The following is a 12,644-nucleotide window of genomic DNA, read 5'->3' on the forward strand; positions in this document are numbered from 1 at the left end:
AACAGTTCTGTTGAATTGTATTGGATTGTACGTGGCCTTGGTGAGCCTGTCAGTGATGTACTGAGCCCTGACTTATCGAGGGCTTACCGATGGAAAGAACAACAAGCGGGTGGATCAACGGCTTCATTGGCGTCGCGATCTTTGCGGGCTCGTTGCCCGCCACCCGTGTGGCAGTGGCGGCCTTCGAACCTACGTTTCTGACCTGTGCCAGGGCAACGATTGCCGCCACGGTGGCTGCGTTGTTTTTGATCGTGCTACGGCAGCCGCGACCTAAACGTGGTGATGTGTCCTCCTTGGTGGTTACCGCGCTGGGTGTTGTTATCGGTTTTCCGCTACTGACGGCGCTGGCCCTCCAGCACATCACCTCGGCACATTCCATTGTTTTTGTCGGGCTGCTGCCACTGTGTACCGCAGCGTTTGCCGTTTTGCGGGGCGGTGAACGACCTCGGCCACTGTTCTGGCTGTTCTCGTTGACCGGTGCTGGGCTGGTCGTTGGCTATGCGTTGATGAATGGCGCAGAGGCGTCGGTGGTGGGCGATTTGCTGATGATGGCTGCTGTAGTCGTTTGTGGCTTGGGGTATGCCGAAGGGGCGCGTCTTTCGCGAACATTGGGCGGGTGGCAGGTGATTAGCTGGGCGCTGCTTGTAGCCTTGCCGTTCATGTTGCTGCTGACTATCGCCAATTTTCCAGCACCTGATGCCTTTGCCAAGGTAAGCGGCCCTGCGTGGTTCAGCTTCGGCTACGTTTCACTGTTCAGCATGCTGATTGGCTTTGTGTTCTGGTACCGAGGGCTGGTCCAGGGTGGCATCGCGGCAGTGGGTCAGCTGCAACTCTTTCAGCCGTTCATGGGGCTTGGGCTGGCCGCATTGCTTCTGCACGAGCACGTCAGCTGGCTGATGCTTGTGGTGACGCTGGGTGCGGTTATCTGTGTTGCCGGGGCCAAGAAATACGCGCAGTAAATGGCTGACGCCGTTTTCATCCAGACGATACCGGGGCGCAATTTTCTTGCGGCGCTGCGCCTGTACGGCAGTGAAGATGCCTTCTACGATCAGACCTGGAAGTCGGACGCCGTCGCGAACGTCAGACAAGGGGCACGACACGCGACAGCACTGAAAACAGCCCGGGACAGGGCGGAGCGTGGAGCTGATGAATGGGATGGCGTGCACAGGTGATGCAGGGCGGTTGGGTGGCGCTCTGCCTGGGGGTCCTATTACTCATTTCAAGTGGTGTCAGCCTTGGCGCGGCAGCTGTTGGTGAAGGCCAACTACCTGCCTTGGCCAAGGACCGCGAGGGCTACGCCGATGCCGACAGTTGCCAGGGCTGCCATGCCCAGCAGGCCGGGCAGTGGCAGCATTCCGACCATGCCTGGGCGCTGCGCGACGCCAGCGCGGCGAATGTGCTGGGCGACTTCAACGATGTGCACTATGACCAGGACGGGGTCAAGGCACACTTCTATCGCAAGGGTGGCGGGTACTTCGTCAACATCGAGGGCGAGGATGGCAGGCCTGCGGACTTTCAGGTGCTGCATACCTTTGGCTACGCGCCGCTGCAACAGTACCTCGTTGCCTTGTCGCGCGGCCGCCTGCAGGCGCTGACCATTGCCTGGGACAGCCGGCCAGCGGAGCAGGGTGGGCAACGCTGGTTCTCGCTGTACCCCGGGCAGCGCTTTGCACCGGGCGATCCGCTGCACTGGACCGGCCGCTACCAGAACTGGAACGGCATGTGCGCCGATTGCCATTCGACGCGGCTGGTCAAGCATTACGACGATGCCAAGGACAGTTTTGCCAGTACCTGGCAGGAGAAGACCGTTGGCTGCCAGGCTTGCCATGGCCCAAGCCAGGCCCATGTCGACTGGGCCCGCGAGCATCCCGGCGCTTCGCCAGCCCAGGGGCTGAGCGTGGACGTCAAGGCGTTGGGCAGCAGAGGCCAAGTGGAACAATGCGCCTACTGCCACAGCCGTCGGCAGAGCCTGGGCACTGGCCAGATGCCTGGCCACCCGCACTTGGACCAGAGTTTGCCGGCCACACTGCGCACCGGCTTGTACCATGACGACGGGCAGATCGACGGCGAGGTCTACGAGTACGGGTCCTTCACCCAGAGCAAGATGTTTGCCGCCGGGGTCGGTTGCACCGATTGCCATGATCCCCATACCACCCAGGTGCGTATCGAAGGCAACGGCTTGTGCCTGCAATGCCACAACGCTCAACCCAACACCGCGCGCTTCGCCGGCCTGCAGGCCAAGGACTACGACAGCCCCGCACACCATCACCATGCCGCCGGCTCACCTGGGGCGCAGTGCGTGAACTGTCACATGCCAAGCAAGGATTACATGGTGATCGACCCTCGGCGTGACCACAGCTTGCGCATCCCTCGGCCTGACCTGGCTGCCCAGGGCATTGGCCCGGATGCTTGTACCACCTGCCATCAGGGCCGCGAGCCGGCGTGGGCTGCCAGTGCGATCGATAGCTGGTTCACCGCACCCAAGCGCGCGGCCCATTACGGGCAAGCGTTCCATGGCGTTCGTCAAGACCCAGGCACCAGCCTCAGCCGGCTGGGCTACCTCCTCGCGGACAAGCACAACCCTGCGATCGTGCGGGCAACGGCTGCCCAGCAACTGGCCGATCTTGGGCCTGCGGCCGCCAGCAATCTGCGCTGGGCGTTGCAGGACAGTGACGCGCTGGTACGGGCCTATGCCGTGGGCAGCTTTACCCGTTTGCCGGCTGAACAGCGTATTGCGCCGTTGCTGCCGCTGTTGCAGGACCCCGCCCTGGCGGTACGCGATGAAGCCGTGCGGGCCTTGGCCGATGTACCCGCCGCACAGCTTCCCGAAGCCAGCCGCGCAGCGTTCACCACTTCGCTTGCCGACTACGAGCAGCGCTTGCGGGGTAATGCCGACCTGCCTGGTGGGCGGCTCAACCTGGCGGTGCTGATGCAGCGCCAGGGCCATGACGCGCAGGCCATGGAGCAGTACCGCCAGGCGTTGCACATGGACCCGTATTTCACACCGGCCAGGGTCAACCTGGTGACCCTGGCCAGCAGCAGCCAACGTCTGGATGACGCCGAAACACTGCTGCGCGAAGGCGTTGCGCTGGACAAGATGCCGGCAACGGACCGTGGCAACCTGGCGTACATGCTGGCCCTGTTACTGGTCGAGCGGAGCAAGCCGCAAGAAGCGGTCGACTGGATGGAGCAGGCAGCTGTGGCGCTGCCGGGCAATTCGCGTATTCGCTACAACCAGGGCCTGTTGCTGTCCCGCATGAACCGCCGCGACGAAGCGCTGCAGGCCTTGCGCAGCGGCCTGCAGCAAGCGCCTGAAGATGCCGACTTGCTGTATACGCTGATCTACCTGCATGCCTTGGCCGGTGAGCGTGAACAGGCCTACCCGTATGTGCGGCGAATGCGCGAGGCCGCGCCCGACGATCCACGGTTGCAGGCGATCGAACCTTACTGGCGCAACAACCCGTGAGTGCTGCCATGTTCTCTTCACGACACCCCATTGCAGCCTTGCCGTGCGCGTCTAGATTTACCACACCGCTCATCCCACCGAAGGACCGTTGCCGTGAATACCCACGAACACGTCCAGGCACTGGAAGCATCGGTCGCGGAAAAGGTCCTCGGCCAGGCTGATACCATTCGCCATGTCCTGTTAGGCCTGCTGGCCAACGGTCATGTCCTGCTCGAGAGCCTCCCAGGCCTGGCCAAGACCCGCACGGTCAAGGCACTGGCGACGCACCTGGACGCGCAGATGCGGCGCATTCAGTTCACCCCCGACCTGTTGCCTTCGGACATCACCGGTGGCGAGGTGCTGCAGCAGACGGCCGAGGGCAACACGATCAGCTTTCAGCCTGGCCCGTTGTTCGGCAATGTGATCCTGGCCGACGAAATCAACCGTGCTCCGGCCAAGGTCCAGGCAGCCTTGCTCGAGGCCATGGAAGAGCGCCAGATCACGGTGGCCGGGCAGAGTTACCCGATGTCTGGGCTATTCATGGTGCTGGCGACCCAGAACCCGATCGAACAGGAAGGCACCTACCCGTTGCCCGAAGCGCAGATGGACCGCTTTCTCATGAAGCTGCAACTCGATTATCCACGCCCTGAAGATGAAACCCAGGTACTGCGCTTGGTGCGGGAAGAGGACCAGGCCGGTCATGAGGCGGCGGCGCAACCTGCGCGCCTGGCCCAGCAGGTGATCTTCGATGCCCGTCGCGAGGTGGCGCGGGTGCACGTATCGCAGGCCATCGACCGATACCTGGTCGACCTGATCAATGCCACGCGCTATCCCGCCACGCATGACCCTGACCTGGCGCGCTGGATCAGGATCGGTGCCAGCCCGCGCGGCGGCATCAGCCTTGACCGGGTGTCGCGCGCGCATGCCTGGCTCAACGGCCAGGATTTCGTTTCGCCCGACAATGTGCGTGCCGTGGTGCACCCGGTACTGCGCCATCGCCTGCAGCTTTCCTATGATGCGATCACCGATGGCGTGGCGGCCGACCAAGTCATCGACCGGTTGTTGGACAAGGTGGCCATTCCCGCCTGACGGACTTGCCCATGGATGCGAACATGGTAGTGCCGGATGGTTTCGCGTATGCCTCGCTTGCCGAGTTGATGGCGCTGGAGGCCCGTGCCCAGGGGTTGAGCTTTGTCGCGCGCCAGCCGCTTGCGAGCATCCTTTCCGGCAACCATGCCTCACGCCTGCGAGGCAGGGGCCTGAGTTTCGACGAGCTGCGCCGCTACCTGCCCGGCGATGACCTGCGTCACCTCGACTGGCGCGCGTCGTTGCGCTATGGCAAGCCCTTCGTGCGCACCTTCACCGAGGAACGTGACAGGCCCACCCTGGTGCTGGTCGACCAGCGCATGAGCATGTACTTCGGCTCGCAGCGTTACTTCAAGTCGGTCAGCGCCGCGCAGTTGGCGGCGATCTGTGGCTGGGTGGCCTTTCACGCCGGTGACCGGGTGGGTGGCATGGTCTTCGATGGCCAACGGGTAGAGTATGTAAGGCCCCTGCGCAGCCGAGCACGGGTTGAAGCGTTGTGCAGCGCAGTGGTCAAAGCCAATCATCGGCTGTCAGCCTATGCCGCTGATCAGGAAAACGATGCACAGCTGGACAAGGTGTTGCGTAGCTGCGCCGCCAGTGCCGGTCACGACCACCTGATCTGCATCATCAGCGATTTTGCCGGCACTACGGCCGAAACCTTGCCGTTGTTGCGCCGGCTGAGCCTGCACAATGATGTGATCGCCATCCAGGTCTATGACCCGATTGCCCTGCAGGTGCCGGACAAGGGGCGGTTGAATGTCACCCAAGGCGCCGAGCAGGTCGAACTGGCGGTGGGCCAGCGGCGTATCAACCGGCCGTTGGCCGAGTTTCTTGCCGGGCGCCTGCAGGGTGTGGCCGAACTGCTGCGCCGTAGCCAGGTGCCATTGATGCGGGTCAGCACCGCCGATGACAGCCTGCAGCAACTGCGCCGCGAGCTGGGCCGCCTGGCTCAGGTGCCGCGATGAACGCTGCCGCCCCCTCCATCGACCAGTTGCGCGAGCTGACGCCGGGTGTGCCGCCGTTCAGCTACCTGCCGCAGACCTGGGCCTGGTGGGTGCTTGGCGTACTGGTGCTGTTGCTGGCCTGCCTTTGTGTGGCGCTGCGCTGGCACCGTTGGCGGCGCGACCGGTACCGCCGTGAAGCGCTGGCCCGGCTTGATGAGCTGGCAGCGAGTGAGGGTGAACAACGGCTTGTGGCGTTGCGTGAACTGCCCGAATTGCTCAAGCGTGTGGCGCTGTCGATGCCGGATGCGCCGCCCGTGGCGAGCTTGGCCGGCGCGCAATGGCAGTGCTTCCTCGACCAGCGCGCCCGCCGGCCGCTGCCATCGGGCTTTGCCGACACCCTGCAGTTGCTTGCCTACGCGCCGGACGCGACCTTGCGCCGGCTGGACACGCAGCAGGCGAACGCGTTGTTCGGTGCCAGCCGTGGCTGGATCGAGGGGCACCATGTGGCGCTTTGACTACCCGTGGGTGTTCCTGCTGTTGCCGCTGGCGTGGTTGGCCTATCGTGCGCTCAGCCCGTACCAGGAAGGCCGTAGCGCGTTGCGGGTACCCTTCTTCGCAGCCATGAGCCGCGCTGTCGGCAAGCAGCCCGGGAGGGCCAGCAGCGGGCAAGGGCATGTACTGCTGAACCTGCTGGTGTGGTGCCTGTTGGTGGCCGCTTGCGCAAGGCCTGTGCTGGTGGAAAAGCCGATCCAGCGCGAGCAGCCAATCCGTGACCTGATGCTGGCCATCGACATTTCCCAGTCGATGGAAGCGACCGATTATACCGACGCCAATGGCGCTAAAAGCGACCGCCTTAGCGCGGTGAAGTCCGTGGTGCGCGACTTCATCGCCCGGCGCAAGGATGACCGCATTGGCCTGATCGTGTTTGGTACCGGTGCCTATCCGCAGGCGCCGTTGACCCTCGACCATGCCAGCCTGTTGCTGTTGCTCGATGAGGTGGGGATCGGCATGGCTGGGCCAAACACCGCGCTGGGCGACGCCATCGGCTTGACCATCAAAGCCTTGGAGAAGACCCCAGAGCAGGAGAAAGTGCTGATCCTGCTGACCGATGGCAATGACACCAGCAGTGCCATTACCCCTGACCATGCGGCCCACCTGGCCCAGGCCAACGGTATCGTGGTACATACCATTGGTATCGGCGACCCGCAGGCGACTGGTGACGCCAAGGTCGACCTGACGACCTTGCAGGCAATCGCCCGCACCACCGGCGGGCAATTCTTCCGCGCCGACGACCGCCAGGCGCTGCAACAGGTGTATGCCACCCTCGACCGCCTGACCCCGCACAAGGTGCAGACCTTCAGCCACCAGCCCAAGCGTGACTTGTTCGTCTGGCCATTGGGTATGGCAGCCGGTTTGCTACTGGCGGGGCAACTGCTGGCCCTGGTCCGGGCACGGCTTGCGCAGGTGCAGGCATGACCATCGACCTTGCGGCCTTTCACTTCCTTCGCCCCTGGTGGTTGCTGCTGATCGTGCCGGGTGTCGTGCTGCCCTTGCTGTGGTTGCGCCGACACGATCTGCGGCATCAGTTGAGCGGCATCATCGCTCCACACCTGATCAAGCACCTGATGATCACCCCGGCCCACGCGCGGCGGCTGCGCCCGGTCCACCTGCTGGGGGCGGCACTGGTGTTGAGTGCCATTGCCGCTGCCGGGCCGACCTGGCAGCAGGACACACCTGATTTTCTCGACGACCGCGCACCGCTGATCGTTGCCGTGGACCTGTCGCCCTCGATGGATGCCGACGATGTACCGCCCAGCCGGTTGGCCGCAGCCCGACATACCTTGCACGACCTGGTCATGCGCCGTGGCGGCGCGCGTACCGGCCTGATCGCCTATGCCGGCAGTGCGCATCTGGTGTTGCCTTGCACTGAAGACCCAGGCTTGCTGGATACCTTTATCCAAGCCTTGTCGACCGACTTGATGAGCGCGCCCGGCAAGAATGTATTGGGCGTGATCGACGAGGCCTTGAAGCTGCTGGGTGCGGAAAAGTCCCCTGGAACCTTGCTGCTGTTGACCGATGGCGCCGATGCCAGCCAGTTCGACGCCATCGCCAAGCGGCTGGCCGGCACGCAGTTGCAAGTGTTGGTGCTGGCTGTCGGCAGCCAGTCCACCGGCCCCCTGCGCAACGCCCAGGGCATGCCGCGCCTGGATACCCTGGGCCGGCCGGTGCTAGGGGGCTTCGACGTTCAGGGCCTCAAGGGCCTGGCCAAGGCCGCCAATGCACCCTTGGGCAGTTTATCGCTGAACGATGACGACCTGGATTGGGTCGAGTTGCATGCCCAGCGGCACTTCAAGGCCGCCAGTGCCGAAGCCGACCAGGTGCACTGGAAAGATGCCGGTTACTGGCTGTGCTGGCCGTTGTTGCTGGTGGTGCTGTTCAGCGTGCGACGTGGCTGGCGGGTGAACTGGCTGCCGGGGCTTTTGTTAGCCGTGCTGCTGGGGACAGGCGCTGAGCCCGTCAGGGCCGGGGGATTGGCCGATGCGTTTTTCACGGCTGACCAGCAAGGGCGCTGGGCATTCGAGCATGGCCGTTACCCGCAGGCCGCCGCGCACTTTCGCGACCCTTACTGGAAGGGCGTTGCCGCCTACGAAGCGGCCGACTACCCGGCCGCGCTGGCGAACCTGGGCAAGCTGGACACGGCACCGGCCTGGTTCTATCAGGGCAACAGCTATGTACGGCTTTTCAAGTTCCCGCAGGCAATAGCGGCATATCGCCAGGCGCTGCGCCTGCAACCTGACTTTGCCGAGGCCAAGGCCAACCTGGCGCTGGCCGAGGCGTTGCTCAAGGACTATGAGGGCCAGCAGCAAGCCGGCACGCCTGACGAAAAGGCCGACAAGGTGGTGGAGGATCAGACACCCGCCGCCGGCGACCAGCAACAACAGCAGAAAACGCCGCAGGCGGCCTCCGACCAGCTGTGGCTGAACAACCTCACCACGTCCCCTGCGCAGTTTCTCAAGCGCAAGTTCTCGATCCAGGATGCCGCCGCGCAGCAAGCGGCCAAGGAGGCGCCATGATCCGCCTGGTGGTGCTGGTGCTGGTTGGCCTGGCAACCGTTGCCATCGCCGCCGAGCCCGAGGTACGGGTGCAGGCGCGCTTGGTGCCGGATACAACGGTCATGGTCGGGGCCAGTGTGACACTCGAGGTCGATTTGCTGGTCGACACCTGGTTCACCGCGCCGCCGGAGCTGCCGGTGTTGCAGTTGGCCGGTGCCGTGGTCAGCCCGCCCGGTGGCGAGGCTGAGCACCTCAATCAGCGGCTCGATGGCAAAGCCTTCTTCGGCCTGCGCTACCGCTATCAGATCACACCGAGCGTGGCGCAGTCGTTCACGGTTCCGGCACTGACAATCCGTGTCCATCCTGGCCAGGCCAGCGCTGCGCAGACAGTGCAAAGCCAACCCTTGTCGTTTGCCGCCAAAGGGCAGGCCGGTGGCGATGGCGAACAGCGCTTGGTGGCACAGGCGCTCGACGTCAGCCAGGCCATCGAGCGCTCGCACACGCCGCTGCGCGCTGGGGATAGCATCACCCGCCGTTTGCACATCGTGGCCCGCGGGGGCCAGGCAATGCTGATTCCGCCGCCGATCTTTGCCGAGGTCGATGGCCTCAAGCGCTACGTGCAGACCCCAATCGTGTCACCGGTCAGCGACGGGCGCGGTGGCACCCTGGGCGGCCAGCGCGAGGACAGCGTGACCTATGTGGCCGCTGCCGCTGGGCACTATCGGCTGCCTGCCATCGAAGTGACGTGGGTGGACGCTGCGAGTGGTGAACCGCGCACGGCCTCGGTGCCAGCGCTGAACATGGAGGTGGGCAAGGGCAGTTACCAGGCACCGTTCTCCTTGAGCGAAGATTTGCGCGCACTTGGCCGAGGCGCGCAAATCAGCATCGCTAGCCATTGGGTAGTGCTGGCGCTGCTGGCGTTGCTGGTGGGCGGGCTAGGCTGGGCCGGTCGCGCTTGGGGGCAGGGCGCCTGGTTGTACTTCAAGCGCTGGCGGGCTGGCCGCCAGCAGGCCTGGCTGAATTCACCGAACTACGCCTGGCGTCAGGCTCGTCGACAGTGCGCCAGCGAGCCGGCACGGCTGGATGCCATGTATCTGTGGCTGCGTCGGGCCACAGGCCAGCGCACGCTGTCGTCAAGTGAACATCCTCGTGGCAGGCAAAGCGAAGGGGCTTTGCTAGCCTTTTTGCAGGATTTCTATGCTGCCGGGCGCCTTCGGCCACCCCCCGCCGATGCCAGGCTGAGCCTGCTGTACAGCCTGCGGCAACAGGTTGAGGCGCACCCAGCCAAGCCTGTCGGCAAGCACGCGCTCAAGCAACTCAATCCCTGACAGCCTAGCTGTCAGGTCGGCAACTCAAGCAGGGATGATTGGCCATGCGCAAGGTCCTGGTGAGCACCGCTTCCGTTCGTGCGCTGTTATGTGTCTTGCTGCTGGTGCCGGCCCTGCAGGTGCTGGCCGCCGAGCCGTTGGCCTCTTGGCGTGACGGGCCGTCGCGCCAGGCCATCGTGGCTTTTGTTGGCGCGGTCACCCAGCAAGGTGGCCCCGACTATGTCGCCCCGGCCGAGCGCATCGCGGTGTTCGACAACGATGGCACGCTGTGGAGCGAGCAACCGTTGTATTTTGAAGTGCTGTTCGCCATGGATGAGGTCAAGCGCCTGGCGCCGCAGCACCCGCAGTGGCGTAATCAGCAGCCGTTCAAGGCGGTACTGGAGAACGATCACCAGGCGCTGGCGGCGCAAGGCATGGACGGCATGCTCAAGATCGTCGCGGCCACCCATTCGGGGATGAGCAGTGAGGACTTCATTGCCCGCAGCCGCAGCTGGCTGGCCAGCGCCCGTCACCCACGCACCGGCAAGCCGTACACCGAGATGGTGTTCCAGCCAATGCTCGAGCTGCTGGGCTACCTGCGTGACAACGGCTTCAAGACCTACATCGTGTCAGGTGGCGAGGTCGCCTTCATGCGCGCGTTTGCCGACGAGGTGTATGGCATCCCGCCGGAGCAGGTGATCGGCACGACCCTGGAGGCTTCGTTTCAGGACCAACAGGGCAAGCTGAGCATCCAGCGTTTGCCCAAGGTAGTGCACAACGACGACGGCCCGGGCAAGCCGGTGAGCATCGATTCGATCATCGGCCGCCGACCGCTGCTGGCGTTCGGTAATTCCGACGGCGACCTGCAGATGCTGCAGTGGACTAAAGCGGGCAAGGGCCGACGCTTTGCCGGGCTGGTCCACCACACCGATGCCCACCGCGAATGGGCCTATGACCGCAAGAGTTCGGTCGGGCGCCTGGACAAAGCCCTGGACCAAGCCACCGCCAAGGGCTGGACCGTGGTCGACATGGCCAGTGAATGGCGCCGTGTCTACCCCTTTGAAACACCGCAATGATTCATCAACCAGCCGCAGCAGCACGGCGATCGCCGTGCCAGCAGTCGTGGACGACAGCAGTGACGTGAAACGGAGAGCGTAGCTATGAAGTCCAGTAGAGCATGGTTGTCGGCGGCCGCCCTCGCGGCAACGGCAACGTTCGGGGCGGGGCTGGCCAGTGCGGCGGACAAGCCGAACATCCTGGTCATCTTCGGTGACGACATCGGCCAGACCAATATCAGTGCCTATGGCAAGGGCGTGGTCGGTTACCAGACGCCGAACATCGACCGCATCGCCAAGGAAGGCATGATGTTCACCGACTATTACGCGGAAAACAGCTGCACCGCCGGCCGGTCGACGTTCATCACCGGTCAGTCGGCATTGCGCACCGGCCTGTCCAAGGTCGGTATGCCTGGCGTACCGGTGGGCCTGCAAGCACGCGACGTTACCATCGCTCAAGCGCTCAAGGCACATGGCTATGCCACTGGCCAGTTCGGCAAGAACCACCTGGGGGACAAGGACGAGTACTTGCCGACCAACCATGGCTTCGACGAGTTCTTTGGCAACCTGTACCACTTGAACGCCGAGGAGGAACCGGAGCGCCCTTACTGGCCCAAGGATGATGCCGAATTCGTCAAGGCCGCTTCACCACGCGGTGTGATCAAGTCCAGCGCCGACGGCAAGATCGAAGACACCGGTGCGTTGAACAAGAAACGCATGGAAACCATCGACGACGAGACCACCCAGGCGGCGATCAACTTCATCGACAAACAGGTCAAGGCCGACAAGCCTTTCTTCGTGTGGATGAACACCACGCGCATGCATGCCTTTACCCATGTGCGCGAGTCGATGCAGGGCCAGAGCGGCATGGTGGGTAACGAGTATGCCGACGGCATGCTTGAGCATGATGGCGACGTGGGCAAGCTTTTGAAAACCCTCGACGACCTCAAGGTGGCTGACAACACTATCGTGGTCTACACCACTGACAACGGCCCGAACCAGTGGTCCTGGCCGGATGCGGCGACTACACCGTTCCGCAACGAGAAGAACTCCAACTGGGAAGGGGCCTTCCGTGTACCGGCTATGATTCGCTGGCCAAACCATGTCAAGGCGGACACCGTCTCCACCCAGATGATGTCGGGGCTGGACTGGTTCCCGACGCTGCTTGCGGCCATTGGTGACACTGATATCAAGGACCGCTTGCTCAAAGGGGCCGATGTCGGTGGCAAGAACTTCAAGGTGCATCTGGACGGCTACAACCAACTCGACTACCTCACAGGCAAGAGCGACAAGAGTGCACGAAACGAGTTCTTCTACTTCAGTGACGACGGCGACCTGGTAGCGATGCGCTACGACAACTGGAAGATCGTTTTCTGCGAGCAGCGTGCGCCAGGTGGTCTGAAGGTATGGAGCGAACCGTTCACCTGCCTGCGGGTGCCGAAGCTGTTCAATCTGCGGATGGACCCATACGAGCGGGCAGACGTAGTGTCTGACCAGTACTACGACTGGCTGACCAAAAACGACTATCTGATATTCAACGGCGTGAAGAAATCGGCGCAATTCCTGCAAACCTTTGTCGAGTACCCACCTAGCCAGCGGCCGGCCAGCTTCAGCATCGACCAGATCCGCGCTGACGTGGACAAGAAAATTGAAGAAAAGATGAACAAGCAGTGAGGTCTACACTGTAGTGCCATGACCGCAGGGGCGGGCGTGCTCGCTCCTGCATCTTTACCCGCATGCACAAGGCGCTCATT

At 63.5% G+C, this 12,644-nt stretch carries 11 protein-coding genes; all 11 read left to right on the forward strand.

Annotation, left to right across the window (positions count from 1 at the left end; all coding sequences use genetic code 11):
* The first annotated feature begins 89 nt into the window (after nt 1–89).
* The 11 genes from Q9451_RS15165 to Q9451_RS15215 all read left to right on the forward strand — a co-directional run bounded on the left by Q9451_RS15165 (nt 90) and on the right by Q9451_RS15215 (nt 12,564).
* Nucleotides 90–959 carry a DMT family transporter gene (locus Q9451_RS15165; RefSeq protein ID WP_012272683.1) on the forward strand — a complete coding sequence of 290 codons (870 nt, stop codon included), beginning with the start codon at nt 90–92 and terminating at the stop codon, nt 957–959.
* Entirely contained in the window at nt 960–1,172 is a 213-nt protein-coding gene (locus tag Q9451_RS15170; RefSeq protein WP_012272682.1) for a hypothetical protein, read from the forward strand. It begins immediately after the preceding gene.
* On the forward strand, nt 1,151–3,466 hold the full coding sequence (locus tag Q9451_RS15175; RefSeq protein ID WP_012272681.1) for a tetratricopeptide repeat protein: 2,316 nt from the start codon (nt 1,151–1,153) through the stop codon (nt 3,464–3,466). Before Q9451_RS15170 ends, Q9451_RS15175 begins: the two co-directional genes overlap by 22 nt.
* Before the next feature lie 93 nt (nt 3,467–3,559).
* Complete coding sequence (locus Q9451_RS15180; RefSeq protein WP_012272680.1) at nt 3,560–4,534, forward strand: MoxR family ATPase; 975 nt, start codon at nt 3,560–3,562, stop codon at nt 4,532–4,534.
* Between the two features lie 11 nt (nt 4,535–4,545).
* Nucleotides 4,546–5,496, forward strand: a complete 951-nt coding sequence (locus tag Q9451_RS15185; protein WP_012272679.1) for a DUF58 domain-containing protein — start codon at nt 4,546–4,548, stop codon at nt 5,494–5,496.
* Nucleotides 5,493–5,990 (forward strand): DUF4381 domain-containing protein, encoded by a 498-nt coding sequence (locus Q9451_RS15190; protein ID WP_012272678.1) that lies wholly within the window; start codon nt 5,493–5,495, stop codon nt 5,988–5,990. Before Q9451_RS15185 ends, Q9451_RS15190 begins: the two co-directional genes overlap by 4 nt.
* Complete coding sequence (locus Q9451_RS15195; protein ID WP_012272677.1) at nt 5,977–6,951, forward strand: VWA domain-containing protein; 975 nt, start codon at nt 5,977–5,979, stop codon at nt 6,949–6,951. Before Q9451_RS15190 ends, Q9451_RS15195 begins: the two co-directional genes overlap by 14 nt.
* The gene (locus Q9451_RS15200) at nt 6,948–8,549 is read left to right on the forward strand and encodes a VWA domain-containing protein (RefSeq protein ID WP_012272676.1); all 1,602 of its coding nucleotides are present in this window, start codon (nt 6,948–6,950) and stop codon (nt 8,547–8,549) included. The genes Q9451_RS15195 and Q9451_RS15200 overlap by 4 nt, the downstream gene beginning before the upstream one ends.
* Nucleotides 8,546–9,856, forward strand: a complete 1,311-nt coding sequence (locus Q9451_RS15205) for a BatD family protein (RefSeq protein WP_012272675.1) — start codon at nt 8,546–8,548, stop codon at nt 9,854–9,856. Before Q9451_RS15200 ends, Q9451_RS15205 begins: the two co-directional genes overlap by 4 nt.
* A 44-nt stretch (nt 9,857–9,900) precedes the next feature.
* Nucleotides 9,901–10,911, forward strand: coding sequence for an HAD family hydrolase (locus Q9451_RS15210; RefSeq protein ID WP_012272674.1), 1,011 nt, complete (start codon nt 9,901–9,903; stop codon nt 10,909–10,911).
* A gap of 84 nt (nt 10,912–10,995) precedes the next feature.
* Entirely contained in the window at nt 10,996–12,564 is a 1,569-nt protein-coding gene (locus Q9451_RS15215) for an arylsulfatase (protein ID WP_012272673.1), read from the forward strand.
* Nucleotides 12,565–12,644: the final 80 nt, after the last annotated feature.

The sequence above is a fragment of the Pseudomonas sp. NY8896 genome, assembly GCF_039634505.1.

Bases quoted from the DNA above. Each gene is read 5' to 3' on its own strand.
- Q9451_RS15205 (WP_012272675.1), top strand. From the start codon at position 8,546: ATGATCCGCCTGGTGGTGCTGGTGCTGGTTGGCCTGGCAACCGTTGCC.
- Q9451_RS15175 (WP_012272681.1), top strand. From the start codon at position 1,151: ATGGGATGGCGTGCACAGGTGATGCAGGGCGGTTGGGTGGCGCTCTGC.
- Q9451_RS15210 (WP_012272674.1), top strand. From the start codon at position 9,901: ATGCGCAAGGTCCTGGTGAGCACCGCTTCCGTTCGTGCGCTGTTATGT.
- Q9451_RS15165 (WP_012272683.1), top strand. From the start codon at position 90: ATGGAAAGAACAACAAGCGGGTGGATCAACGGCTTCATTGGCGTCGCG.
- Q9451_RS15215 (WP_012272673.1), top strand. From the start codon at position 10,996: ATGAAGTCCAGTAGAGCATGGTTGTCGGCGGCCGCCCTCGCGGCAACG.
- Q9451_RS15200 (WP_012272676.1), top strand. From the start codon at position 6,948: ATGACCATCGACCTTGCGGCCTTTCACTTCCTTCGCCCCTGGTGGTTG.
- Q9451_RS15170 (WP_012272682.1), top strand. From the start codon at position 960: ATGGCTGACGCCGTTTTCATCCAGACGATACCGGGGCGCAATTTTCTT.
- Q9451_RS15185 (WP_012272679.1), top strand. From the start codon at position 4,546: ATGGATGCGAACATGGTAGTGCCGGATGGTTTCGCGTATGCCTCGCTT.
- Q9451_RS15190 (WP_012272678.1), top strand. From the start codon at position 5,493: ATGAACGCTGCCGCCCCCTCCATCGACCAGTTGCGCGAGCTGACGCCG.
- Q9451_RS15195 (WP_012272677.1), top strand. From the start codon at position 5,977: ATGTGGCGCTTTGACTACCCGTGGGTGTTCCTGCTGTTGCCGCTGGCG.